This window comes from Parahalioglobus pacificus, assembly GCF_014652275.1.
GTDB lineage: Bacteria > Pseudomonadota > Gammaproteobacteria > Pseudomonadales > Halieaceae > Parahalioglobus > Parahalioglobus pacificus.
On record NZ_BMYM01000002.1, the window covers coordinates 226,807 to 252,111 of the forward strand.

Annotated in this window: 25 protein-coding genes; 19 read left to right on the forward strand and 6 right to left on the reverse strand. The window is 57.7% G+C overall.

The window, feature by feature from the left end:
* Positions 1-53: 53 nt before the first annotated feature.
* From IE089_RS09790 to IE089_RS09805, 4 genes are read left to right on the forward strand one after another with little or no spacing between them, the layout of a single operon-like run.
* The gene (locus tag IE089_RS09790; RefSeq protein ID WP_189477638.1) at positions 54-479 is read left to right on the forward strand and encodes a potassium channel family protein; all 426 of its coding nucleotides are present in this window, start codon (positions 54-56) and stop codon (positions 477-479) included.
* Positions 476-1,084: a DUF2238 domain-containing protein gene (locus IE089_RS09795; RefSeq protein ID WP_189477639.1), complete on the forward strand. Its 609-nt coding sequence runs from the start codon at positions 476-478 to the stop codon at positions 1,082-1,084. Before IE089_RS09790 ends, IE089_RS09795 begins: the two co-directional genes overlap by 4 nt.
* Positions 1,075-1,347 (forward strand): TMEM165/GDT1 family protein, encoded by a 273-nt coding sequence (locus IE089_RS09800; protein WP_189477640.1) that lies wholly within the window; start codon positions 1,075-1,077, stop codon positions 1,345-1,347. The genes IE089_RS09795 and IE089_RS09800 overlap by 10 nt, the downstream gene beginning before the upstream one ends.
* Positions 1,348-1,360: 13 nt before the next feature.
* Complete coding sequence (locus IE089_RS09805; RefSeq protein ID WP_189477641.1) at positions 1,361-1,849, forward strand: GNAT family N-acetyltransferase; 489 nt, start codon at positions 1,361-1,363, stop codon at positions 1,847-1,849.
* Between the two features lie 7 nt (positions 1,850-1,856).
* Here IE089_RS09805 and IE089_RS09810 read toward each other — a convergent pair whose 3' ends face one another.
* Positions 1,857-2,072: a DUF1653 domain-containing protein gene (locus tag IE089_RS09810; RefSeq protein WP_189477642.1), complete on the reverse strand. Its 216-nt coding sequence runs from the start codon at positions 2,070-2,072 to the stop codon at positions 1,857-1,859.
* Between the two features lie 218 nt (positions 2,073-2,290).
* Between IE089_RS09810 and IE089_RS09815 the strand changes: the two genes are divergently transcribed.
* Entirely contained in the window at positions 2,291-3,307 is a 1,017-nt protein-coding gene (locus tag IE089_RS09815; protein ID WP_229802702.1) for a sensor histidine kinase, read from the forward strand.
* Entirely contained in the window at positions 3,304-4,116 is an 813-nt protein-coding gene (locus IE089_RS09820) for a LytR/AlgR family response regulator transcription factor (protein WP_189477644.1), read from the forward strand. The genes IE089_RS09815 and IE089_RS09820 overlap by 4 nt, the downstream gene beginning before the upstream one ends.
* Before the next feature lie 45 nt (positions 4,117-4,161).
* Here the strand turns inward: IE089_RS09820 and selD are convergent, their stop codons facing one another.
* Genes selD through rdgC form a run of 3 tightly spaced genes read right to left on the reverse strand, consistent with a single transcriptional unit; the run spans position 4,162 to position 8,348 of the window.
* The gene (selD, locus tag IE089_RS09825) at positions 4,162-6,342 is read right to left on the reverse strand and encodes a selenide, water dikinase SelD (RefSeq protein WP_189477645.1); all 2,181 of its coding nucleotides are present in this window, start codon (positions 6,340-6,342) and stop codon (positions 4,162-4,164) included.
* Entirely contained in the window at positions 6,339-7,436 is a 1,098-nt protein-coding gene (gene mnmH / locus IE089_RS09830) for a tRNA 2-selenouridine(34) synthase MnmH (RefSeq protein ID WP_189477646.1), read from the reverse strand. Before mnmH ends, selD begins: the two co-directional genes overlap by 4 nt.
* 6 nt (positions 7,437-7,442) lie before the next feature.
* Positions 7,443-8,348, reverse strand: coding sequence for a recombination-associated protein RdgC (rdgC, locus tag IE089_RS09835; RefSeq protein WP_189477647.1), 906 nt, complete (start codon positions 8,346-8,348; stop codon positions 7,443-7,445).
* 265 nt (positions 8,349-8,613) lie between these two features.
* Between rdgC and IE089_RS09840 the strand changes: the two genes are divergently transcribed.
* The 4 genes from IE089_RS09840 to IE089_RS09855 all read left to right on the forward strand — a co-directional run bounded on the left by IE089_RS09840 (position 8,614) and on the right by IE089_RS09855 (position 13,381).
* Positions 8,614-10,104 carry an FAD-dependent oxidoreductase gene (locus tag IE089_RS09840; RefSeq protein WP_189477648.1) on the forward strand — a complete coding sequence of 497 codons (1,491 nt, stop codon included), beginning with the start codon at positions 8,614-8,616 and terminating at the stop codon, positions 10,102-10,104.
* A gap of 85 nt (positions 10,105-10,189) precedes the next feature.
* Positions 10,190-10,639 (forward strand): VOC family protein, encoded by a 450-nt coding sequence (locus tag IE089_RS09845; RefSeq protein WP_189477649.1) that lies wholly within the window; start codon positions 10,190-10,192, stop codon positions 10,637-10,639.
* Positions 10,640-10,650: 11 nt separating this feature from the next.
* A complete protein-coding gene (locus IE089_RS09850) occupies positions 10,651-12,984 on the forward strand; it encodes a SpoIIE family protein phosphatase (RefSeq protein WP_189477650.1) in 2,334 nt (777 codons plus the stop codon).
* 19 nt (positions 12,985-13,003) lie between these two features.
* Positions 13,004-13,381, forward strand: a complete 378-nt coding sequence (locus IE089_RS09855) for an STAS domain-containing protein (RefSeq protein WP_189477651.1) — start codon at positions 13,004-13,006, stop codon at positions 13,379-13,381.
* An 11-nt stretch (positions 13,382-13,392) separates the two neighbouring features.
* Here IE089_RS09855 and IE089_RS09860 read toward each other — a convergent pair whose 3' ends face one another.
* Complete coding sequence (locus tag IE089_RS09860; protein WP_189477652.1) at positions 13,393-14,097, reverse strand: glutamine amidotransferase-related protein; 705 nt, start codon at positions 14,095-14,097, stop codon at positions 13,393-13,395.
* A gap of 178 nt (positions 14,098-14,275) precedes the next feature.
* Here IE089_RS09860 and IE089_RS09865 point away from each other — a divergent pair, with 178 nt between their 5' ends.
* From IE089_RS09865 to IE089_RS09880, 4 genes are read left to right on the forward strand one after another with little or no spacing between them, the layout of a single operon-like run.
* On the forward strand, positions 14,276-14,806 hold the full coding sequence (locus IE089_RS09865; protein ID WP_229802703.1) for a phosphatase PAP2 family protein: 531 nt from the start codon (positions 14,276-14,278) through the stop codon (positions 14,804-14,806).
* 1 nt (position 14,807) lies between these two features.
* Positions 14,808-15,905 carry an MJ1255/VC2487 family glycosyltransferase gene (locus IE089_RS09870; protein WP_189477653.1) on the forward strand — a complete coding sequence of 366 codons (1,098 nt, stop codon included), beginning with the start codon at positions 14,808-14,810 and terminating at the stop codon, positions 15,903-15,905.
* Between the two features lie 55 nt (positions 15,906-15,960).
* Positions 15,961-17,628: an arylsulfatase B gene (locus tag IE089_RS09875; RefSeq protein ID WP_189477654.1), complete on the forward strand. Its 1,668-nt coding sequence runs from the start codon at positions 15,961-15,963 to the stop codon at positions 17,626-17,628.
* 57 nt (positions 17,629-17,685) lie between these two features.
* Positions 17,686-19,968, forward strand: a complete 2,283-nt coding sequence (locus IE089_RS09880) for a tetratricopeptide repeat protein (protein ID WP_229802704.1) — start codon at positions 17,686-17,688, stop codon at positions 19,966-19,968.
* Position 19,969: 1 nt separating this feature from the next.
* On the opposite strand, the gene IE089_RS09885 is transcribed toward IE089_RS09880, so the two are convergent.
* Positions 19,970-20,551 carry a YceI family protein gene (locus tag IE089_RS09885; RefSeq protein WP_189477655.1) on the reverse strand — a complete coding sequence of 194 codons (582 nt, stop codon included), beginning with the start codon at positions 20,549-20,551 and terminating at the stop codon, positions 19,970-19,972.
* A 166-nt stretch (positions 20,552-20,717) separates the two neighbouring features.
* Here IE089_RS09885 and IE089_RS09890 point away from each other — a divergent pair, with 166 nt between their 5' ends.
* From IE089_RS09890 to IE089_RS09910, 5 genes are all read left to right on the forward strand, one after another.
* Positions 20,718-21,983, forward strand: a complete 1,266-nt coding sequence (locus tag IE089_RS09890; RefSeq protein ID WP_189477656.1) for an HlyD family secretion protein — start codon at positions 20,718-20,720, stop codon at positions 21,981-21,983.
* Positions 21,980-24,145 carry a peptidase domain-containing ABC transporter gene (locus IE089_RS09895; RefSeq protein WP_189477657.1) on the forward strand — a complete coding sequence of 722 codons (2,166 nt, stop codon included), beginning with the start codon at positions 21,980-21,982 and terminating at the stop codon, positions 24,143-24,145. The genes IE089_RS09890 and IE089_RS09895 overlap by 4 nt, the downstream gene beginning before the upstream one ends.
* A 43-nt stretch (positions 24,146-24,188) precedes the next feature.
* Complete coding sequence (locus tag IE089_RS09900) at positions 24,189-24,428, forward strand: hypothetical protein (RefSeq protein ID WP_189477658.1); 240 nt, start codon at positions 24,189-24,191, stop codon at positions 24,426-24,428.
* A 67-nt stretch (positions 24,429-24,495) separates the two neighbouring features.
* Positions 24,496-25,065 carry a DUF3267 domain-containing protein gene (locus IE089_RS15855; RefSeq protein ID WP_373294720.1) on the forward strand — a complete coding sequence of 190 codons (570 nt, stop codon included), beginning with the start codon at positions 24,496-24,498 and terminating at the stop codon, positions 25,063-25,065.
* 41 nt (positions 25,066-25,106) lie between these two features.
* Positions 25,107-25,274: a hypothetical protein gene (locus IE089_RS09910; RefSeq protein ID WP_189477660.1), complete on the forward strand. Its 168-nt coding sequence runs from the start codon at positions 25,107-25,109 to the stop codon at positions 25,272-25,274.
* The last annotated feature ends 31 nt before the right edge of the window (positions 25,275-25,305 follow it).

The following is a 25,305-nucleotide window of genomic DNA, read 5'->3' on the forward strand; positions in this document are numbered from 1 at the left end:
GCACCTGCCTACAAAAAACGGTAGTGTAGACGCCACGCAAGGCGCACTTAACTATGTTCGCAGTCTTTATATTCAATAGCCTCGTTGTAGCCGTCACAGTGGTGATTCACTACGAGATGCTGCATCAGTTCTCGCGCATGATGCCGCGCATGTACCTGCCACACCGGATGCGCATCGTGTTCGGCATCTTCGGTGCGCTCACCGCACACGCCCTTGAGGTCTGGATCTTTGCGCTCTCTTTCTACTGGATGCACCATGCTGACGACTGGGGGCATCTGCAGGGCAACTTCGAAGGTACGCTACTGGACTGCGTGTACTACTCCTTCACCACTTACACCACCCTGGGTACAGGCGACATCGAACCCATCGGCGATCTGCGCTACCTCACCGGACTGGAATCACTGACGGGGCTGGTTCTAATAACGTGGACAGCGTCATTCCTGTATCTGGAGATGACGCGTTATTGGGGGTCTGATTGAAACCGTTACCCTCCCTGTGGGCTCTGTGCTTTGGCGCGGTCTTTGTCTGGTCGGCTATCGACCCTAAAGACAGCTTCACTTGGGCCCTGGAAGTAGCGCCCGCGGTGATTGGCGCGATTGTGCTAGCCATCACGCGAGCCAGGCACCCACTCACCCCGCTACTGTACGGCTTGATCCTCGCGCACTGCATCGTCCTGATGGTAGGCGGCCACTATACCTATGCCGAGGTACCACTGTTCGACACGTTGGCAGATATGATGGGATCCCAGCGCAACAACTACGACAAACTCGGGCACGTCATGCAGGGGTTTGTGCCCGCCATGATTGCCCGGGAACTGCTGCTGAGGAATGAGGTAGTGAATGGCGCCGGCTGGCGCAATCTGTTCATAGTGAGCTTTTGTCTGGCGTTCAGCGCCTTTTACGAGCTTATTGAGTGGCTGGTGGCCTTGGCGGTCGGCGAAGACGCCGACGCGTTCCTGGGCATGCAGGGCTACCAATGGGATACCCAAACCGACATGGCCTGTGCACTCATCGGTGCGATTGTTGCGCTGCTGCTATTGTCGCGCTTGCACGATCGGCAACTTGCGAGGTTCACATGGAACTAAAAGCGTTTCTCACCGTGTTTGCCGCGGTCTTCGTCGCCGAACTGGGTGACAAAACACAACTGGCCACCATGCTGTTTGCTGCAGACGAACAGGTCAGCAAGTGGCTGGTTTTTGCCGCCGCCTCAGCCGCACTTGTTGTAGCCGCCGGCCTCGGCGTGCTCGCTGGTGGGGCCGTGGCCAACGTCTTGAGCCCGCGTGTTCTTAGCCTCGTCGCCGGCATCGGCTTCATCGCGATTGGTGCCTTTACCCTCTATACCGCCTGACAAAGAGATTCACATGGCCGACCTCAACATTCGCCCAGCGACACCTGCCGACGTTCCGCTGATACTTCAGTTCATTCGTGAACTCGCTAATTACGAGAAAGAGTTAGACAAGGCCGTTGCAACGCCAGAACAGTTGCATGAGGCCCTGTTCTGCGAACACCCCACGGTATTCTCAGTTATTTGCGAGCGCGGTAGCGAAGCCGCGGGGTTTGCACTTTACTTTTTTAACTTCTCTACCTGGGAAGGCAAACACGGCCTCTTCCTGGAGGATTTGTACGTCACCCCGGCTCACCGAGGTAGTGGCGCAGGCAAAGCCCTGTTGCAACATCTGGCCCGCACCGCCGTTGCGCGCGACTGCGCACGCTTTGAATGGAATGTGTTGGATTGGAACACACCCGCCATCGAATTCTACGAAGCCTTCGGCGCCAAACCGCAAAGCGAGTGGATTGGTTATCGCCTGTCAGGCGACGCGCTGGCTGCCTTCGCCGGCAACGCGGATTAATACCGAATTAGTTATCGGAAACGTAATCAAAACGGGGAACGGACTGCCCATCGACCACTACTTGCTCGGTGAACATCGACAGGGGGCGCACCCAGAGGTCACCGTCACCGTAAAGGGGGCGGTAAACAACCAGCAGTTCCTCAGTTTCGGAATGACGGGCAACGCCTTCAACGGCGTAGAACTTGCCTTTGTAATGCTTGTAGCGGCCGGTTTTGAGGGTCATAGCGGAGAACCAACGAGGACAGATGCCGGCAACCTTAGCGGGTGAAAAATGCATGGTAAAGTCTCGAAACTGCGTCAAACTGCCGCCAAGGTGCGATGAAACGCCCAAACTAACCAGGTGATAAACGTATAATTGCCGCCATGGGTTATCAGGAACTATTACAAAACAAGCAGTACCTCTTCTGGACCCTGCAGTTCGTGGGCTGGAGCGGCTGGGCTATGTCCTTTTACCTGGGCATTGTCATGTGGGGCAGGCCACCGGACAACTACGGTTTCTATCTGCCCACGATTGCCATGATTGGTATGACCATCACGCTGGGCCTGCGCTGGATGTACCACCTTACCTGGGACAATGGGCTGCTGACCCGCGTGGTCGCCATTCTAGGCGGCTCCTACGGTGCAGCTGTGCTGTGGATGTTCAGCCGCGGCGTGATTTTCTACAACGCCTTCCCCGAGGAGCGCAAAGTGTATGAGGGGGGCAGCATGTCCTTCTTCTCTTACTTTGACGGTTCGGTCTCCGCCTTCTGGGTCATGCTGTCGTGGAGCGCGCTGTACTTTGGCATCAAGTATTACCTGCTGATGCAGGAAGAGCGCCAGCGCAGCCTCAAAGCCATGAATATGGCACATGAGGCACAGCTCAAAATGCTGCGCTATCAGCTGAACCCACACTTCCTATTCAATACACTGAACGCGATATCGACCCTCGTTCTGGACGGCAACAACAGCCTCGCAAATGTGATGGTCACCAGGCTCTCTCGCTTCCTGCGCTATTCCCTGGACAATGATCCGATGCTGCGCGTAACCGTGGCCGAGGAAATTGAGGCCCTGCAGCTGTACCTGGATATTGAGAAAGTGCGTTTCGACGAGCGATTGAGACTTCATTTCGATGTGGATAGCGCAGCCAGCGAGGCACTGATGCCCAGCCTGCTGCTGCAGCCGCTGGTGGAAAACTCCATCAAGTACGCCATAGCCAACGCCATAGACGGCGGCTCCATCGCAATCAGCGCATCGGTGACCGGCAGGGACCTTGAGCTGGTGGTGGCTGACGACGGCCCGGGACTGGACCTCAGGAATGGCCGCTTGCCCAAGGGCGGCGGCGTAGGCTTGGCAAACACCCGTGAACGCCTGAAAGCGTTGTACGGCAATAAACAGTCGTTCCGGCTCTCGACGACTGAGCCTCACGGTCTCACAATTACAATCCGAATCCCGCTAGAAAACACAACGGACAGTGAATGAGCACTCTGCGCGCGATAGTAGTTGACGATGAAAACCTGGCACGGCGAGGCCTGACCCTGCGCCTGGCGAATATTCCGGCAGTCGAGCTGGTAGCTGAATGTAGTAACGGTGCCGAGGCGCTAAAAGCCATTGCGGAACTGAGCCCCGACCTGGTTTTTCTGGATATCCAGATGCCGGGTATGAACGGCTTTGATGTGATCGAGCATCTGCAGTCCGACAATATGCCCATGATTGTGTTCGTAACAGCCTTCGATGAGTTCGCAGTCGACGCGTTTAAAGTCCACGCGGTAGATTACGTGCTCAAGCCCATCGACGAACAGCGACTGGAAGAAGCAGTGAATCGCGCACTGGCCCACCGGGCGCAGGCCGAAACAGCGGCCAGCAAAGAGAAGCTGGTACAGCTGGTGATGGGCATCACCGGCGCCAGCGCCAGCTCTGTCGAAGAGATGGCCGAGAGCAGCGAAGCCCCCAAGAAATGGCCCGAGAAAATCACTATTCGCGACGGCAACGATATCCGCTTTATCCGGGTGGCGGAGATCACCTGGGTAGATGCCGCCGGCGACTACATGTGCATTCATGCGGGCGGCGAAACCCACATCATGCGCATTACCATGAAGCAGCTAGAGGCGCTGCTCAATCCTGATGTGTTCCTGCGCGTGCACCGCTCCACCATCGTCAACACGAAGGTCATTGTTGGCGCACAGAGCCTCGACAATGGGGAGTTTCTGCTAAATCTTGAGGGAGACTCGCAGGTGAAGGTGAGTCGCAGCTACCGCGATAAGGTCAAACATCTGCTTGTGACCGGCTAAGGCCTCCACAGGCCAGGGCCCGCGCTCCGGGATCAAGCCCCGGGATCACGCCCAGACCAGCGCCGGGCTCTCCGTAACAACTCCGATAACCGCGCCCTCAATGCCCTGATCATTAAGGGCCTGCACAAGGGCCCGGCTGCGATCCGCACTCACCCCAATCAGTAAGCCACCGCTGGTTTGGGGGTCAAACAAAATCGCTGCAGCGTCGGTAACAGCCACGTCGGCCTCACACCGGTCCGCCACTAGGGCGTAGTTGCCGGCAAACCCGGAGCTATGAATGCCGGTCGTAATTGCCTCGTTAGCGCCGGGCAACAGGCTGACCGCTGCCAGGTTGAGGGAAGCACCGGCCTCCTCACCCAGCATCTCGATTAAGTGCCCCGCCAGACCAAAACCGGTGACATCCGTAACTGCGGTTGCTCCATGCTCCACAGCAAGCTGGGCGCCCACTGCGTTAGATACCAGCATGCTTTCAATAGCGGCCTCAATGTCACCGCCGTCAGCCCGGCCCTGCATCTGTGCGGCAAACAACAGGCCTGTACCCAACGGCTTGGTGAGAATCAGGCTGTCACCCGGGCGAAGGCCGTGCTTTGGCAAGGAACGTTCGCCACTGAGCCCATTGACCACAAAACCCAGTTGGCACTCGGGCCCTTGCATGCTGTGGCCTCCGAGCAAGACACAACCAGCCTTTTCAAATATCGATAAGCTGCCGGCGAGCATTTGCTCCAGGTCTCCAGCGCCCACGTGCGCGGTGGAAAAAGGAAGCGTTACCAAGGCCTGCGCCGATACGGGTGTGGAACCACAGGCGTAGAGGTCTGACAGCGCATGATTGGCGGCGATCTGCCCCATTAGATAAGGATCAGATACCAGCGCCCGCAGGCTATCCACGCTCTGCAACAACATCGGCTCGGGTGTCATCACTACCGCAGCGTCGTCCGAACCCAACGTCGGACCATTATCAGCTTGCGTGGCCTTTGGATAACGCTGTCGTAGGCCTGCCAACACCGCAGAAAGCTCTGCAGGCGCGAGTTTGGCGCCGCAGCCGCCACAGGGGGCCTGTATGGGGTTGGCCGCAGGCACAGAAGAGCCCGGCGTAGTGTCCGGCATTACTGGCGGGTGCGAAAACCGGCGCATGAATTCACGGTCAATCCGGTCTTTCCACCGCCAGACCCATGCCCCGCTGGCGCTGAAGGGGCCTCGGTCGGCCACGGCCAACTTATCGCCCAGAGAAAGCAGCGACAAAAATCGCTTCTGCGGTGCGTGAGATTTCAGAGGCTGGCCCAGTACATAGGCTCTCAGATTGTTCGCAAGCACTGGCCCCTGACGCACCGCATAAACACCGGCCTTAGGCCTGGGGTGATTGATCTGCGTGGCACAGTCACCGACGGCGAACACCGCTGCGCTGCCCGTTGATTGCAGCGTATCCGTGATCGCCAGGAAGCCCCGATCATCCACGGGCAGGCCACTGTCTGAAAGCCACGGCGATGCTGACGCCCCGGTGCACCAAAGCAGCTCATCATAGTGGGCCTTGGCACCACCCTGCAGATACAGTGCATTAGCTTTTACACGCGCTACCCGATGATCAACATGCAAATGCACACCGTGATCAATAAGCGCCCGTTCAACACGGCGCCGGGCGCGGGGGTTATAACCCTGCAAAATCTGTGGAGCACCACAATACAGATCAATGGCCAGATTGCGCTCCGACAACACGTGGGCAATGGCCAGAGCAAGCTCCACACTGCCAGCGCCGCCGCCCACAATGGCCAGGCGCGCACCACTTTCCAATCCACTAAGCGTGTTCTGCCATCGCGACCAGAGAGCGGCAACTGGCTTCACCGGGGTGGAGAACTCTGCAGCACCGGGCACAGACGCAGTGTCGGGCTGGGAGCCAATATCAATACTCAGGGCGTCATAAGTCAGCGGCGGGCGATCGCTGAAGGCAATGGTCTTTTGCTGCGGATCCAGCCCCGTAATACTCGTCCGGATAAACCGGACACCGGCCCAGGCACAGAGCGCAGCGAGGTCGATATGGGTTTCCGCGAAACTGTAGTGGCCCGCCAGCAGTCCCGGAAGCATGCCGGAGTAAGGTGTATGGGTAGCGGGAGACACCAGCGTTATGCGTAGTCCGGCAACAGGTGCCATCGCCAACATCCGCAGCGCCAAGGCATGGGCATGTCCACCGCCCACGAGCACCAGATCACTGGCTAGTTGGGCTGCGGGTTTCATATCGGACGGGCCTGAACCCATTCCACTACCTCGTCTCGCGTGCCTGTGAACAATCGACGACCTTCACGCTTTGACAATTGGTAGTCATACATGGGGTCGTAGTAATCCGCCAACAAAGCGCGAATCCAGGAACGATGACCCTCGGTATCGCCAGACGCTTCCTGCGCATCAAAAGCATCATCCATAATGACACTAAGAGATTGCTGCATAGCACCACCCAATCGCTTGCGGATTCGCAGCAAGTCCGATTGCAGGCGCTGCCGATGGTGCTGTGGGCCCGAGTCTCCAAAGTGTTTATAGAACCGGGCGCCCAGATCCTCAATGTAATCTTCGAGCACCGCCTGAACGCGGCTTTCCAGCGGTTCGTCCACAATCACCAAAGAGGCCTGCGCCATCTGCTTGCGCAACGCTTCGGGCAGCGATAGTCGACCGATTAACTGCCCCTCATCTTCCAGATACACCTGAGAACAGCCACCGGCAACCAGCTTCATCAAGGCGATGGTAATGCGGTTCTCGAAATCAATCTGCGACGGTTGTGGCTCAACTAGATGACCAAACGCGGAACCCCGGTGATTGGCCGCGCCCTCAAGGTCAACAGCATGTGACAAGCGATCAATAACACGAGTTTTACCGACACCGGTTCGACCACCAATCAGCACGATGCCCGTGCGTTCCAGCAATCGCGCCAACTCATCGATGAGAAAACGCCGCATGGCTTTGTAGCCACCGGTCACAAGGGGGTAGTCGACGCCTGCCTCGTGCAACCACTGCTGGACAGTGCGCGAACGCAGACCGCCGCGAAAACAATACAGATAACCCGTTGGGTGAGACTGGGCGAAGGATTTCCAGGCCGCCACCCGCTCTGCTTTGGTATCGCCGGACACCAGCGCGTGCCCCAGCTCGATCGCCGCCGCCTGCCCCGCCTGTTTATAACGGGTCCCTACCTTGGCCCGCTCTTCGTCGGTCATCAGGGGCAGGCTCGCAGTGCCCGGAAAGGCACCGGCGGCGAACTCAACAGGCGCACGCACATCCATCATGGGCGTGTCGGCCAGAAACAGCTGGCGATAGTCAGCGGTATCTGCGCGCGCCGTCATTACGACTTATTCGACCTCGCCACCAAACAACTCGATCACGCGATCCTGCAAGCTCGACAGGGCATCTGACATCAGTGCGAAGTCCGCATCCAGACGTGCCGCATCATCAGCCTCAGGAAGGTCTTCATTCTCTTTCATCAGCTCATCCGAAAATTTCAGGCGCCGCAGGCAGAGATCTTCTGCGACAACCAGTGACACGCGCTCATCCCAGCTCAAACTGAGTCGCACCACCTGTCGGCCTGCATTGAGATGAGTTTCCACCTCCTCGCCCAGCAAATCAACGCCACGACAGCGCACCACGCCGCCCTCTTCTCCAGGCTCACGCAGCTCACACTCGCCGCCGAGCTCAAAGTCCTGGGGCAGGCTTCGATGCGCCAGCCAGCCGGTCATGGTCGCCGCGGGCGCATTATTCACCTGTGGCAACACCACAGGAAAACTGCCAATGCAATCACGCAGGAGATTGAGGAACTCCTCGGCGCGCGCGGCGCTGGCAGCATTGACCAGTATCCAGTTTGTGCGCGTGTCGATATAAGCATCGATATGGCTGGTGCGGGAAAATGCGCGTGGCAAACAGTCCTGCACAATCTCATCCTTCAGCGACAGCCGCTCCTTGCGATAAACCTTGCGTGCCTGATCCGCCTCTATAGTAGCAATGCGCTCCTCCAGCTCCTCACGTACTACGGATGCGGGTAATAGTTTTTCCTCGCGTCGCAGCTTGAGCAAGATTCGACCGCCGGCCGCGTGCACCAGTTCGCCATCCTCGATTCCAGTGGGCGGCACCCAGCCCATGGACAGTGGCTGGGCGGGTGTACAAGGTGTGAAAACGCGCTGGGAAAGTGTCTGGGCCAGCTGCTCTGGCGTCATCGTAAAGGGGGTGGTGAGCCGGTAGGCCCTCAGGTTTTTGAACCACATAGTCTGTTTTAAGGTGTGAAGGAAAAGCGCCAGATTGTACCTCAGGGGGCCTGAGGCACACAGGATCAACGACAAGAAATCATCGCCAGCGATAAAGCGCAGGCATGTTCAATTACTTGTGCCGCTGCGCTGCGGGTCCCGTTGTTTCCCAACGATTCAGGCGGTTTAATTTCTAGCCTTGGATACACCGTGAAAAGCCCGTTGACCCAGCGCAGAGGCGCTCGTTCAGATTAGAGGCCGTGTATCGTTTATCAGTGAGGAAATCATGAGCGATCACCCCAAAACCAGCCCCAGCAAACCCCGCGCAGAGAAGGATATCGACAGCTGGGACATTGAAACGGATGTCGCCATTGTCGGGTTCGGTGGCGCCGGCGGCTGTGCGGCTATTGCCGCAGCGGACGCCGGTGCCGAGGTTTGCCTGTTCGAGGTTGCCAGTGCCAGCGGTGGCTCTACGGCGCTGTCCAGCGCCGAGATCTATATGGGCGGAAGCGGCGGTACCCGAGTACAACAAGCCTGCGGCTTCGACGACAGCACAGATGCCATGTTCACCTACATGATGATGTGTGCAGGCCCGCAAGCGGACGAACAAAAAATTCGCAATTACTGTGAAAACAGCGCCGCACATTTCGACTGGCTGGTCAGTCTGGGGGTGCCCTTCAAGGACAGCTTCCATAAAGAGCGCGCCATCATGTGCCTCACGGATGACTGCCTGTTGTACACCGGCTCCGAGAAAGCTTACCCCTTCGCAGAGCATGCCAAGCCCTGTCCACGCGGCCACAACCTCGAAGTGGAAGGCGACAACGGCGGGCCGCTATTCATGAAGATCGTCACTGAGAACGTGGAAAAGCGTGACGCCATCACCGTTCACTATGAGACACGCGCACTCACTTTGATTACCAATGACGCCGAGGAAGTCGTGGGCATCGTGGTGCGCCAAAACCAGAAAGAGCTCAATGTGCGCGCCAAAGGAGGCGTGATTCTCTGTGCGGGCGGCTTTGTGATGAACGAGGAAATGCTGAAAAAGTATGCCCCCAAACTCAGCGCTGGCACGGTTCCCATCGGCAACCCTGGCGATACCGGCAGCGGCATACTCATGGGTATGGGTGTAGGCGGCGTTGCCATCAATATGCACGAGGGTTTCGTCAGTCTGCCCTACTACCCGCCGGCCAGCATGACCTATGGCATTCTCATCAACGACAAGGGTCAGCGCTTCGTCAATGAGGACGTATACCATGGTCGTTTGGGTGACTTTGCCTTGCGCCAGCAATCTGATCGACTGTATTTCATTGTCACCGTAGAGCAATACGGTGACTACGAGCAGGTCAGCTATCTGGGAGCTGAGGTAGCAGGCACCGGAGAAACCGTGGAGGAGCTGGAGGAAGAGCTGGGCCTGCGACGAGGGTCGCTGGTGCACACCATAAATACCTACAATGAAGATTGTGCCGCGGGCGAGGATACACTGTTCCACAAGTCAGCCGAGTGGATGATCCACCTCAAGCCGCCCTTGGTCGCCCTGGATGTTACCCCCGGGCGCGGTGCATTTCTGCCTTACTTCACCCTGGGCGGCCTGGATACTTTGCCGACTGGCGAGGTCGTTAATCCTGAACGGACTGTGGTTCCTGGGCTGTATGCGGCCGGGCGCACAGCCTGCGGCGTAGTGCGCACAGCGGCGGGTTACAGCAGCGGTATGTCGGTGGGCGATGCGACTTTCTCAGGCAAGCTCGCAGGCATGCAGGCAGCAGCGCGGGCGAGCTAAGACACCGTCACTTGCGGCGGTTGCGACCGCCCCCTACCATGCTCGTTGAACTACACGTTTTACAGCTTCGCAGGGGACGGCTGTTATGAAGTATCTGCATACCATGGTGCGCGCTCGCGACCTGGAAGAGACTCTGGACTTCTACTGCACCAAGCTGGGCATGGTGGAAGTGCGGCGCTATGACAGCGAGGCCGGACGTTTCACACTGGTGTTTCTTGCAGCCCCTGGCGATGCCGAAAGCACCACACAGGAAGGCGTAAGCCTCACTCCGGTACTAGAGATCACGCATAACTGGGACTCAGAGACCTATGATGGCGGTCGTAACTTTGGTCACCTGGCGTATGAAGTCGAGGACATCTATGCGCTCTGCCAGCGCTTGATGGATGCCGGCGTCACGATCAATCGCCCCCCCCGAGATGGACATATGGCCTTTATACGATCACCCGATGGCATCTCCATAGAGCTGCTGCAGGCTGGGCCTTCCCTGGCACCCCAGGAACCCTGGGCGTCCATGGAAAACACCGGCAGCTGGTAGGCCTTCGGCCCATGTGGGGCAGCATCACAAACCGACTCATTCTGGTCATTAGCCTGACCATTGGCACCATCATCGCCATCGACATGGCCATCGACTATCGCCTGTCGCGCGATGAGCTACTAATGCGGTTGCAGCTCGAGTCGGAAGAAACCATTTCTGGCGCCGTGACAGACCTAGAAACGCTGCTGGACAGCGTCGAAAGCTCCACAGGATTCCTCGCCACCATTCTTGCTCAACGCGAGTATTCCCCCGAGGGTCTGGAGCAACTGCTGCGCGATTTGGTGGCCCTGAATGAGGATATCTTCGGTTCAGCCATTGCACTTAGCCCGGGCTTCGCTGACCAATCCGGCGGTTTCGCGCCCTATTTCTTCCGCCGTGACGGCACTATAGAGCGCGCCAATCTTGCGGCCCAGGACGAGAACTACCAGACCAAGGACTGGTACCTGGAACCGATCGCACAGGGAGGGCCGGTGTGGGTGGAGCCCTACTTCGATGCCGGTGGCGCAGAGGTACTGATGACTACCTACTCTGTGCCCGTGTATCGCAGCGACACCGATGGCAACCGCGTGCTCTACGCCATCGTCACCGCCGACGTGGCACTTCAGGAGCTACGGGAGTACATGAAGCGCTTACGCCTGGGTGAGCACGGTTTTGGCGTCTTGCTCAGCCAACAGGGCACAATGTTGGTCACCCGCGACCCGGCAAACCTCATGCGCAGCTACAAAGATGCTATCCGCAAACCACAGGTCATAGCTGCTTTTGAGGCGATGATTGAGAGCACAAGCTCGGGGAGACTCGCGGGAGATGAGATCGCCTGTGCCGCAATACCCGGCAATTGCAGAGCGCGTGTGGGGGTGCTGGAAACCACAGGGTGGCCCATCGGCATCATTTATTCACAAGATGAAGTGCTGGCTCCGCTGCGCGAGTACCAGCTGCGCACCGCACTGGTCAGTGTCTCTACCCTACTGATCATGGCGCTGGCAGTGTCGTTGATCGCTCGCAGGCTCACCGCGCCGTTGGGAATGCTGGCAGAGGCGTCAGACCAGTTAGCCAAAGGACAACTGGCCGCCCCGCTGCCCCCGGCAACCGGTCGGGACGAAGTGGCGAAATTGGTGCGCTCCTTCAGCGCCATGCAGCGCGACCTGTCCCAATACATCACCAACCTGGAAGAGGCCACGGCCAGCCGCAGTCGGCTGGAGGGTGAGCTGGCCGCAGCGAGAGAGATTCAGATGGCCATGCTGCCCCAGGGCGGCAGTGCCAGCGAACATCAACCGGGCTATACCCTGTGGGCCTGGGTGCGGCCCGCCAAAACTGTCGGCGGCGACCTCTACACCTTCCGCGCCGCCAACAACCAGCTGTGGCTGGCCGTCGGGGATGTTTCGGATAAAGGTGTGCCCGCAGCTTTATTCATGGCCAGAGCCATCAGCTTTATCCAGCAAATGGGAGCGACCGCTCCGGATGTGGCTTTGGCGAGCTTGAACGACGCCTTAACCGCCGGCAACGACAACTGTATGTTTGTGACGCTGTTCCTCGGGCGGCTAGACCTGAGCAGCGGAGAGCTGTGCTTCGCCAGTGGCGGCCATGCGGCGCCGATTATCGGTAGGGGTGGCATCGCGCAGGAGCTTGAACAGACAACAGGCCCCGCGCTGGGATTGGCCAGTGATCTCACATTCCCGATCAATACGGCACAGTTAACACCCGGTGACCGATTGGTGCTCTACACCGACGGTATTGATGAATCGTTTGATGAACACGCCGAGATGTTCGGCGAAGACCGCGTCATTGCCTGCATTCAAGAGGGGCTTGGCCTGTCGGCAGAGGCTGCGGGGGAGCAGATCTTTAGCACCGTGGATTCGTTTGCGGGTAATGCGCCCCAATCTGATGATATTACCTTGATGCTGGTTGATTTCCGCGGCAAGCATCCCGGTCACCAGCACCAGACAACATTCACGCTGAACAACGACCTCAACCGCAACTGCACGGCCTGGCTGGAGCAACGGCTGGAGCAGGCCGGGGTAGCACCGGATGTCATCATGGAAATGGTACTGGTGCAGGAAGAGTTGGTGACCAACGTCGCCAAATACTCAGGTCTGCCTGCCAGCGAGACCGTCTCCATTGCGCTGGAGGTGGGTAGCGCGGTGCTGTCGCTGGAAATCAGTGATGCCGGCAAGGCGTTTAACCCGCTAACGGAGTCTGAAAGAGCCGAGCTGGGTGCTGACATAGACCACGCCCGCGTCGGAGGTCTTGGTGTACACTTGATCACACAGTTTACGAGTAGCCAGCGCTACAGCAGGGAAAACGGTCGCAACGTGTTACGCGTCACCCGCAACCTGCCCAGCGCCTAACGCAAGGAATACCGTTCGCATGGAGCTGACCACTACCGTTACCCTGGATGAGGCGCGTTCGGTGGCTCGCGTTGCCCTTCACGGCGCATTGAACACCGATACGGCACCGGCTTTTGAGCAGCGCTTGAACGATGTGCTTGCGCAGGGTCTCGCCCTCACGGTGTTGGATATGAAAGAGCTTGATTACATCAGCTCAGCCGGGCTCAGGGTGATTTTCAAAGCGGCGAAGCACACCAAATCTGAAGGCAAGCGGCTGGCCGCAGCCAACCGTAAACCGCATATCGATAAAGTATTTGAGATTCTAAAGGCGCTTCCCGATATGGCCGTATTCGCCAACGACGACGAACTGGACGAATACCTGACCGCCATGCAGGAAAAAACCCGCGACGGCGAATAAGCCCTCAGCGCTTAGGCGTCTTTCAGGAAGCTCAAGATCCAACAACCAATGCGTTCACCTTCCGGGTCAACAGCCAAGGAGGCCTGCCCCTTTTCGTAGGTCGATTCGCCTATCATCTCGCGGCGGTAGTCCATAATTTCGCGAGAGTAGGCGGGCAAAAACTCAGGGTGACCCTGGAACGTCAGAATGTGGTCACCCACCTGAACAACAGCGTTCTCACAGAATTCACTGCCCGCCAGCGTCTGGCCACCCTCGGCGTTGCGCACAACCTGATCCTGATGACTGACCAGCACCTTGAAGGCAGCGCTGCCGCCATCGTGCCAGTCGGGCGAGCTGTCGAACTCGTGGGTATGCAATCCCACGCCCCAACCTTTGGGTGATTTTTCAGTAAGGCCGCCCAAGGCCTGCGCCACTAGTTGGTGACCGAAGCAAATACCCACTATCTTCTTTTTCCGGGCATCCAGCTCACGCACAAACTCAATCAAGCGATGAATCCAGGGCTTGTCCTCGTACACGCTGCTCTTGCTGCCAGTGATGAGGTAAGCGTCGACCTCGTCGATCTCCGCCGGGTACTCCCCTTCTTCTACATCGTAGACGGCGAACTCCAAATCCGGATCGATACGGCCCAGCAGCGCCACAAACATGTCTGGGTACTCGCCAAATTCCGGCACCCATTTTGGTAAGACGGCATCAGTTTTGAGAATTCCCAGTTTCATGTGAAGTCCAGTAATCGCGTCATCGAAGCGGCATACTAGGTGGCGGTACAGAGCACTGTCCATACCACTGCGGGGGCAGGGGCGCTGACTCAATGCGGCATTTACTACCGCGCTCGCCGTCAAAAAATCGCCACAAAAACGTCATCCCATTGCCATGAGTGCTGGCCAAACTTTGGGTATGGATATTTTGACGGTATTGCAGCAAGTCGATCACCGGCTCTTCCATCGACTGTTCCAGCAGGGCGAGCGCGGGATGATACGGCCACTGGCCAAGGCGCTGTCCCGCTCCGGTGATGGCTACCTACACATGCTGATCCCAGCACTATTGTGGCTTCTGCCAGCCCAGCACATCGGCGAATTCTGCGCGCTCTTACTAGTGGCTCTGACCATCGAACGGTCTCTGTACTGGATTCTGAAGAACTCGCTGAAGCGCCGCCGCCCGCAGGCATTGATGCCAAACTTTCGCAGCTTAATTACCGCATCCGACCAGTTCAGCTTCCCGTCGGGTCACAGTTCGGGCGCTTTCCTGCTCGCGACTGCGCTTGGTGTTGTCTATGGAGGGCCGCTGGTCGCTATGTTCCTTTGGGCAAGCCTAGTGGCCTTGTCGCGTGTGGTACTGGGTGTGCACTTCCCCGGTGATACCGTGGCGGGTGCCGTGATGGGCACGAGCATCACACTGCTTACTGCATCTCTGCTGGGTATAAGCTGACATGCATATCCTGTATGGCGTACAGGCCACGGGCCAGGGGCACATCAGCCGCGCCCGGGCCATGGCAAAGGCACTGCGAGAACACGATGTGCAGGTTAGCTGGCTATTCTCGGGGCGACCTCGCGATCGCTTGTTCGATATGCAACCCTTCGGCGATTTTATGCACCGCCGGGGCCTGACATTTGCCACGCAAACCGGATCAGTGAGATATCTGCGAACTGCACTGAGCAACAACCTGCCACGTTTCCTCTATGACGCTCAGCAGCTAGACCTGTCTGCCTACGATTTGGTGGTTACTGACTATGAGCCGCTAACAGCCTGGGCCTGCAAATGGTCCCAGCGCGACTGCATCGGCATCGGTCACCAATACGCGTTCGGGCCGAGTGCACCGGTGGATGGCGATACCTGGCTGTCGCGCTGGATAATGCGCAATTTTGCGCCAGTAACACGGCCGGTGGGGCTGCACTGGCATGCCTATAGGAACAACGTATTGCCGCCAATTCTCGATCTACCTAATGCGGATATCAGCGAAGGTAACTACTACCTCGTGTACCTGCCCTTTGAGGATCAGGGCACGGTGACGCGCTGGCTACAGAGCGCACCGGACCACCGCTTCGTACAGTATTCAGGCGCAGTTAGCCACGGCGAGGCAGGCAACGTGCAGCGACACCCTGCCAGCGTAGAGGCCTTCAAACGCCACTTGGCTGGCTGTCGGGGCGTGATTTGTAATAGCGGATTTGAACTTATCAGCGAGTGTATTCACTGGCAGAAGCCCGTGCTGACACGACCACTCATGGGGCAAATGGAGCAATTGTCTAACGCCCTGTCACTGAAGCAACTGGGTCACGCGCAAGTGATGGACAGCCTGGATACCGAACCCCTCCACACCTGGCTGGCAGCGGGGCACCGGCAAAAACATAAACACTACCCGGACGTCGCTCAGGCACTGGCAGAGTGGCTGGCGCAGGGCGCAATCTCGCCCGTACACAGCCTGAGCCAGACTTTGTGGCAACAAACCCCATCGAGCGTCGCGCTTCAGCGACATGGCCACAGGCAGTGCAGCATGCCAAACCCACTCACTGAAGCCCTGACCACCTGAGATTATACTGACCTCTTTAGCGGCGGGGCATGGCTGCTGACTGAGGATAAAAACAATGATACTGAAACGCTCTCTGGCAGCATTGGCGCTGGCCCTTGCTGCACCTTTGGCATGGTCACAAGACCAGCCCAACATCATCGTCATGGTCGCGGACGACCTCGGCTGGAACGATGTGGGTTATCACGGCGGCCCCATCGAAACTCCCTCTCTGGACAGGCTAGCCGCAGAGGGGATGCAGCTAGACCGCTTTTACACCTCACCCATCTGTTCACCCACGCGCGCAGCCCTGATGACAGGCCGCGACCCCATCCGCCTGGGCGTGGCCTACGCCACGATCATGCCGTGGATGAACACCGGCATTCACCCGGACGAGCGATTCCTGCCGGAGGCATTCCGTGATGCAGGCTATCAAACGGCGATGGTGGGTAAGTGGCACCTCGGCCATTCGCAGCAGGACTTCCACCCCAACAGCCGGGGCTTCGAACACTTCTATGGCCACCTTCATACCGAAGTGGGCTATTACCCGCCGTTCTCTAACCAGGGTGGCAAGGACTTCCAGCAAAACGGCGTCTCCATAGAAAAAGAGGGCTACGAAACCTATCTGTTGGCCGACGAAGTGTCTCGCTATATTCGCGAGCGGGACGCCGACAAACCGTTTTTCATGTACATGCCATTCATTGCACCTCACACACCTCTGGAGGCTCCCCCTGAGCTGGTGGAGAAGTACAAGGATCTGGTGGATGACAGGGAGCCTGCGCGGGCGGCCAATACGGATAACTCTCGCCGCATTCGGGTGATGACGGGCAGGCCCAGCGCCCGGCCCATGTTCGCTGCGGTGGTCGGAGCCATGGATCAGGCTATTGGCCAGGTCCTGACTACGCTGGACCAGGAGGGTATCACCGAGGACACCATTGTGCTGTTTTTCTCGGATAACGGCGGTGCAGCTTACGCCAGTGGTGGCGCAGACAATGCGCCACTGCGCGGCGGCAAGGGCGAGGCCTTCGAAGGCGGCATCCGTGTTATTTCCCTGCTTCGCTCACCAGGGGAGATTGAACCTGGCTCCAAGCTGGAGCAGATTATGACGGTGATGGATGTCTTCCCCACTCTGGCAACAGCAGCAGGCATTGAACATGGCGTTAGCCGCAAGTTAGACGGACAGGACATGTGGCCAGCCATTACCCGTGGACAGACAACGCCACGCAAGCAAACGGTGTTGTTCGCCTCTGAGACACCTTTGCACGGCTCATTTTCCATCGCCGCTTTCAACGAGCACTGGAAGCTGGTGCAGGAAGTGCAGCAAGACCAGTACTCGGCCAACGTGACCAACCACCTCTTCCGTATTCAGGAAGACCCTTATGAATACAACAACCTCGCGCAGGAACACCCGGACGTGGTGCAGGTGCTGTCGGACGAGATCAGACGCTGGCGTGCCCTTTACCCCATAGCCGGTGTGCGATCCCAGCTGACACCGCCCCCGGGCTGGCGTGCACCGCGGGACTGGGCAGACTGGCCGCGGCCTAGCGAATCATTACGCGATGAATATGCACGGGGGATGCCGCCCAGCTACGCCCGCAAGATACTGGATCGCCAACATGGCAACCGGGGCCGGCTCATCTACGACTGTGAACCCAACGCCTTGGCAGCAGGTTTTTGTACCAACGACGAGATTAACCTCGCGACGGAAGAAACAGAGCGCGACATAGCACCGCAAGCGCAGGAGTGACTTGGGGCAGGGGCGGTTTTCGGTTAGCCTCGCAGTCCCCTTGCTCAGATTGTTACCGTGCTTAAACCTGCTGCTTTTACACTAGCGCTCATCGCAGCCCCTCTCCTGGCTGCCGGCGAGCCCGACTCGGCTACACCTGATTCGACAGCCGGCAGCTACGTAGGCACCGAGACCTGTGCCAGTTGCCACAAGGACGAGCACGAAAATTGGCAGGGCTCCCATCACGACCTGGCTATGCAATTGCCCACCCAAAGCACCGTTTTGGGTAACTTTGATGACAGCAGCTTCGACTACAACGGCGTAACCACAACCTTCTCCCGCGATGGACAGCGCTTTATGGTGCGCACTGATAATGCCGCAGGCGAGCTGGAGGATTTCGAGGTTGCCTATGTGTTTGGCGTGTATCCGCTGCAACAGTATCTGTTACCCATGTCGGGCGGCCGGCTGCAGGCACTGAACGTCGCCTGGGATAGCCGACCTGCCACCGATGGCGGACAGCGTTGGTTCCATCTCTACCCCGACGATGCCATAGGCTACGACGACCCACTGCACTGGACCGGCCCTTATCACAACTGGAACACCCGCTGCGCCGAATGCCATAGCACAGACGTAAAAAAACAGTACGATGCGGGCACCCGCCAGTTCAACACCGTCTTTGAGTCGGTCAACGTGGGTTGTGAGGCCTGCCACGGGCCCGGAAGCCAGCACATTGAGCTGGCGGCAGCCGGGAAACTGGCCGACGCAACATTCGGCGGCTTTGAGATGAGCCTGGCCCAGCGCGGTGAATGGGCGTTCCCCGAAGGCGAAAACATCGCGCGTCGCCGACAGCCTCTTGCCAACAACACCCAGATCGACACTTGCGGGCGCTGCCATGCCCGGCGCAGCACATTGGGCGACTACCATCACGGCGCAGACCTGCTGGACACCCACAGACTCTCCATGCTGCACGAGCCACTGTATTACGCTGACGGGCAGATCCGCGACGAGGTGTACGTCTACGGCTCTTTTGTGCAGAGCAAAATGCACATGGCCGGGGTTGTGTGTAGCAACTGCCATGAACCGCACAGTAACAATTTGCGGGCGCCCGATAATGGCGTGTGTGCCCAATGCCATGCGCCGGCGAGCTACGACACGCCAGAGCACCACCATCACTCTGTCGCCAGTGCCGGAGCCTCCTGCGCCAACTGCCATATGCCGGAAACCACCTACATGGTGGTGGACCCGCGGCGCGACCACAGCATGCGGGTGCCAAGGCCGGACCTGAGCGTGATGATGGGCACCCCGAATGCCTGCAACCAGTGCCACACTGATCAGTCAGCTGACTGGGCGCTGACCGCACTGCGCGACTGGGGAGTCAGCTTTTCGGACAGTGGCAACCACCCCGCCCGCGCCTTCCATGCAGCCAACCAGGGCGACATGCGCGCGATACCGTCCCTGCTGGCTTTTGCAGCAGATACAGCGAATGCGCCTATACAGCGCGGGACAGCGCTGGAGATCGCCGGTCGCAGCCCCAGCAACGAGACTGTCATGCTGTCGCGTACACTTCTCTCGTCTGACGACGCACTGCTGCGGCTCAGCGCCGTTCGCAGCCTGCAGGACATTCCTATACAGAATCGCTATGCGCTGCTGCGCCCGATGACTCAGGATCCTGTAACGGCGGTACGTTTGGAGGTGGCCAGCGCGCTCGCAGAGACGCCATTGGCACAGATCAGCGACAGCGACAGAAAAGCACTGCTCAACCTGTTCAAAGAGTATGAGCAGGTAATGAACGAACACGCGGACATGCCATCTAGCCACATGCAGCTGGGCCTGTTTCGCGCCAATCGGGGCGATTACCCGGCGTCCGAACGCGCCTACCGGGAAGCGCTGCGTATCAACCACCAGCTAATACCGGCCTATCTGAACCTGGCGGATTTGTTACGCACACAGCAGCGTGAAGACGAGGCGCGCGCCCTTCTGAGCGATGCGGTTGCCGCGGCGCCACAGAGTGGGGATGCACTGCATGCCCTAGGGCTACTGGAGACGCGCACCGGCAATACGAAACAAGCGCTGAATCTACTGGGGCGTGCGGCGGAGCTGGAAGAAAACGGCATACGCCATCGTTTTGTGTATGCGGTGGCGCTGCATGATCTTGGAGATCCGGCTCAGGCAGTGGTGGCCTTAAAGAGACTGAATACAGCGGTGCCTGGCAGTGAACAGGTGCTGCTGGCACTGGCCAACTACTCAGCGGAGCTGGGTGAAGTAGAACAGGCGCGGCGCTATGCGCAGCGCCTCACCACGCTATTCCCAAACAATCCAAACTATCAGGCCCTGCAGCGCCAGCTACAAACGGCGCAGTAATTTAGCGGCCGTCGGGAACAAAGCGGAGATTGAGGGTCACGGGAACGGCGCTTGCGATCGCGTTCAGACCAGCAATCTCGCGCAGCGCAACGATACCTCCATCGAGACCGAAGTTGGCCGCGTTGATGATTACCGGACGCGTGCTGACAACGCTAATAAAAGCACCTGCCTGTGCACTCACCTGAACGGGTACTTCCACCAGCGCATCCTGTCCGTGCAGTGATAGACCCACCTGAACGGTTGTAGCAAGGACATCCCCCGCCAAAGCAGAAGCAATCATCGCCGGATCCACCTGAGCCGAGACAGAGGCCGTGGGGTACTGACGCGTTTCAAACAGCAGCTCGCGCATGCGTTCATTGCGAATGGGTATCAGGGTTTCAACACTGTCGAGATCAATGGCCAGCTCGACGGCACCGTCATCACCAATATGGCCCGCCAGCGACCCGAAGCTGTGCGTCTCCGCCACCAGATCATTCTTGATGGAAATGAAGTTCACGGTTGAGCTGTCGTTGTCTATTTGCCACTGGGCACTGGCAAGACTGGATACACACAACAATACGCTGGCTGCTATCGCGCGAAACATGGTCACCTCCGCATAAAGTATTTAAGCAAGCACGGCATTCTAACAGGCTTGCTAGCGTATCGCGGTGACGACACATCGAATAATCCTGCCTCAAAACGCTGGTTTTTGGCGCTTTAGGCTGTGCCTTAGATCTGTCGGCTGTGTTGAAGTAGATCACAGGTATCTCATGGATGAGTCACCGATGGAGCTGTTTCGCAAGCAGGCACTGAACGCACACAACACTCGCCTTCGCGGTGACGTGATGGCACTGCCCAAGGTTTCGCACTGGCTACTCACCAGTGCCCTGCTGCTGTGGCTGGGATTATGCGTGTATTGGCTGATTACCGCGCAGTACGCGCGCAAGGAAACGGTGCGCGGCTGGCTAAAACCTACCGCCGGCGAGACTCGGGTCTACAGCGATACGACCGGCATTATCAAGTCGATGCTGGTCGAAGAAGGTGATCAGGTGAGCGCTGGCCAGCCACTGGCGGTTATCAACGGCGATCGCATCCTGCCGGGCGGCGACCGCCTGGAAGAAACCCTACTGCGAGAGTTCGAAGTACAGCGCGCTGCGCTGGAGAATCAGCTCGCACGGCACCAAAGCATCTACCAACAACGGGTGCTCGAGCTCAAGCAACGCGTCAACGCGGCCGAGCGCGAACTGGCGATGATTCGTATTCAGATTGATAGCTCAGCTGACGCTCTGACACTGATGCAGGCGAGACACGAGCGCGAGATCGCCCTGCACCAGCAGGGATTCCTGTCTGAGGCCGCTGTGCAGAACGCCAAGGCACAGCTGTTTGCCGCCAACCGCGATCACCAGCAGCTGTTACGTGGAGAGCTACAGCAGCAAAACCTGCTCAATCAGCTGGAAACGCAGCATCTGTTGCTTCCACAGGAGTCCAGCAACAGCCAGGACGCGCTGCTTGCGCGCCTCAGCGAGCTGGCCCAGCAGGTCGCCCGACTACACGGACAGCGTGCTCAGGTAGTCACTGCACCCAGGGCAGGTATCGTGCATGATCTCCGTCGCACAGTGGGCCAGCGTGCACCCGGCGCCCAGGGATCACTGCTGACACTGCTACCCAGTGAGAGCAAACTCTGTATCGAGCTGCTACTGCCAGTCAGCGCCGCGGGCTTCGTGAAATCAGGACAAACCCTCCGGCTGCGCTACGACGCCTTTCCCTACCAAAAGTTTGGCAGCTATCAAGGCACCGTGGAGCGCGTATCGGACACCGTGTCTTTACCCGCTGAACTGGCTAGCTCACCTATCGCCACGGCAGAACCCATGTACCGAGTGACCGCCCGTCTGGATTCAGCAGCGGTGCAAGCGTTTGGGCAACAGGTAGCCCTGAAGTCGGGCATGACACTCTCTGCCGACATCCGGCTGTCTCAGCGCAGCTTGCTTCAATGGCTACTAGAGCCGCTCTACAGCCTGCGGGGGCGCTACCTATGACTAGTGCTGTAGCCGCCGAAGTCGACTTCCACTTTCCCGGCTGCGGCAAAAAGTGCACACCCTGCATACTGCAGAGCGAGGTGACGGAGTGCGGCTTGGCCTGTTTGGCTATGATTGCGAGCCACCATGGCCACCGCACTAACCTGTTGGCGCTGAGACAGCGCTTTTCTGTGTCATCCCGGGGTACCCGATTAAAGGACCTGATAGATATGTCCGGCAAGCTGGGCTTTATTGCCCGCGGGGTACGTCTGGAACCTGAATCCCTGCAACAGCTGAACCTGCCCTGCGTTTTGCACTGGGATATGTCGCATTTTGTGGTGCTCACACGTGTCGACGGCAGCCGATTTCACGTCAACGATCCAGCGGTGGGCGCTCGCAAGCTGACGCTCAGCGAAATGAGCGCGCACATGACTGGCGTCGCGCTGGAGTTACAACCCGGCGCAGAGTTCAGAGCACAGGAGGACAAACCTACACTGCGGTTACACCAGCTGTGGCAGCGCATCGACGGTCTTGGTCAGAACCTGGCAATACTTTTTTGTTTGTCACTGATGCTGCAGGTATTCGCTGTGGCCTCGCCATTCTTTATGCAAACGGTGGTGGACGATGTTCTCATGCGGGGTGATGCCGGCTTGCTGGCTGCGCTCGCAACTGGGTTCGGGCTTCTACTGCTGATCGAGTGTGGCGTGAGCGTATTGCGGCAGTGGGTGATACTCAGTTTCTCCAGTCGCTTGGGCGTGCAGCTGGCTGCTAACGTGTTTCGACACCTCATTCGCTTGCCAGTGGCGTTTTTCCACAAGCGACACATGGGCGACATCGTATCGCGCTTTGGTTCTTCTCAAGCCATCAACGACATGTTGAGCACTGGGCTTATCACCGGTGTTGTCGATGGATTAATGGCAACTGTCACACTGCTGGTGATGTTCGTCTACAGCCCACAACTGGCTTGGCTGGTCTTGGGTATCGTCATCATCTACACGCTGATTCGATGTTTACTCTATCCGGTGGAGCGACGTCTAGCTGAGCAATGTTTGCTGACCAGTGCACAGACAGAATCCCACTTTATGGAGAGCGTACGCGCTATCCAAACCATCAAATTGTTCCAGCGGGAGAACGACCGGCAATCCCAATGGCAGAACCTGTTGGTGACCAGCACTAATAGATCGATACATGCCAGCCAGATTGGAATCGTTCACGGTCTAATCAACTTACTACTTTTCGGGGCTGGCAATATCGCAAGCATCTATCTCGCGGCACAGTCAGTGATGAGCGGCATTATGTCGCTGGGCATGATGTACGCCTTCATGAGCTATAAACAGCGATTCGTTCAGTCTGTAGACGGCTTCATCAGTCAGATATTTCAGTTACGTATGCTGGGTGTTCACCTCGAGCGACTGGCGGATATCGCGCTCACACCTATCGACAGTGAGAGCAATGGCGACGCTGTCGGCAGCACCGCAAAAGGCCCTTATGCCCAATCATCGGCGCCAGAGACGCCGCAACTTCAGCTCAGCAATTTGTGTTTCAGCTACGGAGGTGCAGATGCCGCTGTATTCGCGGACATCAATCTTCGAATAGACCGGGGCGAGCATGTCGCGATAACCGGGCCCAGTGGCTGCGGCAAAAGCACCCTGATGCTGTGTCTTATGGGCCTGCTATCACCGACCCAGGGAGCTGTTAGCTTCAACGGGCACCCCTTGTCGAGATCACCAGACTATCGTCAGAGAATTGCTGCGGTACTTCAGGACGACCAATTGCTCAGTGGATCCATTGCCGAGAACATCGCCTGCTTTGCGCCCGATATCGACATGCAGCGGGTCGTTCAATGCGCCGCTATTGCCTGCCTTCACGACAGCATTCTGACACTGCCTATGCAATACAACTCATTGGTTGGGGAAATGGGCTCCAGCCTCAGCGGCGGGCAGAAACAACGATTGCTGATCGCAAGGGCGCTCTATCGCCAGCCCGACATCCTCTTTCTGGACGAGGCCACCAGTCAACTGGATGTAGCGACCGAACAACGAATTGCAGCCCATATCAGCCAGCTCAGCATTACCCGCGTGGTTGTTGCTCACCGTGAAGCAACGATACGAAGCGCTGATCGCATTATCGAATTCGGCGCAGGTGACGCACAGGTGCCGTCCGTTATCACACAGGAAGTGTGATATCGACCTATCTCAGGTCAGCAATTACAAAAGGAAATGAGTGATGAAAAAAACAAATAGTGAAAAGGTAAACCCAGGCATCAGAAAATTATCTCAACATGAAATTGCGGTCGCATCAGGTGGAATCACCGAGCCGGGTGGATTATCCGGGCCGAGAAACTTCGCAGTAGCATCGCGGTTCGCAGGCTCTCTGGGGCTGTTATACGGGTCTTATGAAGTTGGTTACACGATTGGTACCAAGATCTACGAGGCATATGTAGAACGGGTCTACAATACTCCATAATGCTTACGCTCTCCGGTAGAGCGATCTACCGGGGAGCCTAATGCGAGTTTGAGTAATCAGGTGCTTGATGCGAACGTTCGAACGAGTATCAATTTGCCATATAACTAACACCCAAGCTTCTCGAGCCTACCTAGGATTCCTGTGGCTTCCGATTTTGATATGGCTGTTAGCAACCTGTCTTGCAATAGGGGTATCTGCTCCGCTGTCTATTGTGAACACTGACAATGCGTTTATATTTTGCGTTGCGTTGATTACTGTTTATCTAGTCCATGAAGCGATTCACTACTTGGCATTCCTATCATCGAAAGTTGATAGGAAATGCATCTCGATAAAGTTGAATCCAAAAAACCTTTCTATAGATATGAGCTGCGCTAGGAACATACCCATCTCAACCTGGAGATACGTGCTAGCGCTTCCATGTTTACTGTTAACGCCAGTTCTTATCTTAGCTACCACGCAGAGTTCCTCACCAGCATTCTTCGGGCTGATCACCGCACTCGCTGTTTCCGGCTGTGCCTATGACTTGGCACTACTACTGGCGTTAAAAGGTGTTCCGCGTGATCTGCTAGTGGCACCGCGACTTCAGATAGAGGGTAAGAACCTTCTCCTTGTGCGACATCCAATGCCGAATAGTTGAAGCCCTGTTATCTACTAAACTAAGTTCAAAGCGAGGGAAAAATGATGAAGCTCAAGCCATCCACCATTGGCTGGATCATGACCGTGGTGATCGCACTTTTGGGTGTGATTATCGGAGCGCCCATAGAGGCGGTGCTGGTGTTGATCGCAATAGGCACAACAATCGAGTTCTTGTTCCTGCGCGAGAGGGAAAGTAACGAGCCAGAGTGACGCGCGCGTTATAACGCCCCACAGACCGAGA

Coding starts and splice junctions, on each gene's coding strand:
- mnmH (WP_189477646.1), bottom strand. CDS start 7,436: ATGACGGCGCGCGCAGATACCGCTGACTATCGCCAGCTGTTTCTGGCC.
- IE089_RS09850 (WP_189477650.1), top strand. CDS start 10,651: ATGTGGGGCAGCATCACAAACCGACTCATTCTGGTCATTAGCCTGACC.
- IE089_RS09820 (WP_189477644.1), top strand. CDS start 3,304: ATGAGCACTCTGCGCGCGATAGTAGTTGACGATGAAAACCTGGCACGG.
- IE089_RS09910 (WP_189477660.1), top strand. CDS start 25,107: ATGATGAAGCTCAAGCCATCCACCATTGGCTGGATCATGACCGTGGTG.
- IE089_RS09870 (WP_189477653.1), top strand. CDS start 14,808: ATGCATATCCTGTATGGCGTACAGGCCACGGGCCAGGGGCACATCAGC.
- IE089_RS09840 (WP_189477648.1), top strand. CDS start 8,614: ATGAGCGATCACCCCAAAACCAGCCCCAGCAAACCCCGCGCAGAGAAG.
- selD (WP_189477645.1), bottom strand. CDS start 6,342: ATGAAACCCGCAGCCCAACTAGCCAGTGATCTGGTGCTCGTGGGCGGT.
- IE089_RS09890 (WP_189477656.1), top strand. CDS start 20,718: ATGGATGAGTCACCGATGGAGCTGTTTCGCAAGCAGGCACTGAACGCA.
- IE089_RS09900 (WP_189477658.1), top strand. CDS start 24,189: ATGAAAAAAACAAATAGTGAAAAGGTAAACCCAGGCATCAGAAAATTA.
- IE089_RS09855 (WP_189477651.1), top strand. CDS start 13,004: ATGGAGCTGACCACTACCGTTACCCTGGATGAGGCGCGTTCGGTGGCT.
- IE089_RS09845 (WP_189477649.1), top strand. CDS start 10,190: ATGAAGTATCTGCATACCATGGTGCGCGCTCGCGACCTGGAAGAGACT.
- IE089_RS09805 (WP_189477641.1), top strand. CDS start 1,361: ATGGCCGACCTCAACATTCGCCCAGCGACACCTGCCGACGTTCCGCTG.
- IE089_RS09865 (WP_229802703.1), top strand. CDS start 14,276: ATGGATATTTTGACGGTATTGCAGCAAGTCGATCACCGGCTCTTCCAT.
- IE089_RS09885 (WP_189477655.1), bottom strand. CDS start 20,551: ATGTTTCGCGCGATAGCAGCCAGCGTATTGTTGTGTGTATCCAGTCTT.
- IE089_RS09860 (WP_189477652.1), bottom strand. CDS start 14,097: ATGAAACTGGGAATTCTCAAAACTGATGCCGTCTTACCAAAATGGGTG.
- IE089_RS09875 (WP_189477654.1), top strand. CDS start 15,961: ATGATACTGAAACGCTCTCTGGCAGCATTGGCGCTGGCCCTTGCTGCA.
- rdgC (WP_189477647.1), bottom strand. CDS start 8,348: ATGTGGTTCAAAAACCTGAGGGCCTACCGGCTCACCACCCCCTTTACG.
- IE089_RS09810 (WP_189477642.1), bottom strand. CDS start 2,072: ATGACCCTCAAAACCGGCCGCTACAAGCATTACAAAGGCAAGTTCTAC.
- IE089_RS09895 (WP_189477657.1), top strand. CDS start 21,980: ATGACTAGTGCTGTAGCCGCCGAAGTCGACTTCCACTTTCCCGGCTGC.
- IE089_RS09815 (WP_229802702.1), top strand. CDS start 2,291: ATGTCCTTTTACCTGGGCATTGTCATGTGGGGCAGGCCACCGGACAAC.
- IE089_RS15855 (WP_373294720.1), top strand. CDS start 24,496: ATGCGAACGTTCGAACGAGTATCAATTTGCCATATAACTAACACCCAA.
- IE089_RS09800 (WP_189477640.1), top strand. CDS start 1,075: ATGGAACTAAAAGCGTTTCTCACCGTGTTTGCCGCGGTCTTCGTCGCC.
- IE089_RS09790 (WP_189477638.1), top strand. CDS start 54: ATGTTCGCAGTCTTTATATTCAATAGCCTCGTTGTAGCCGTCACAGTG.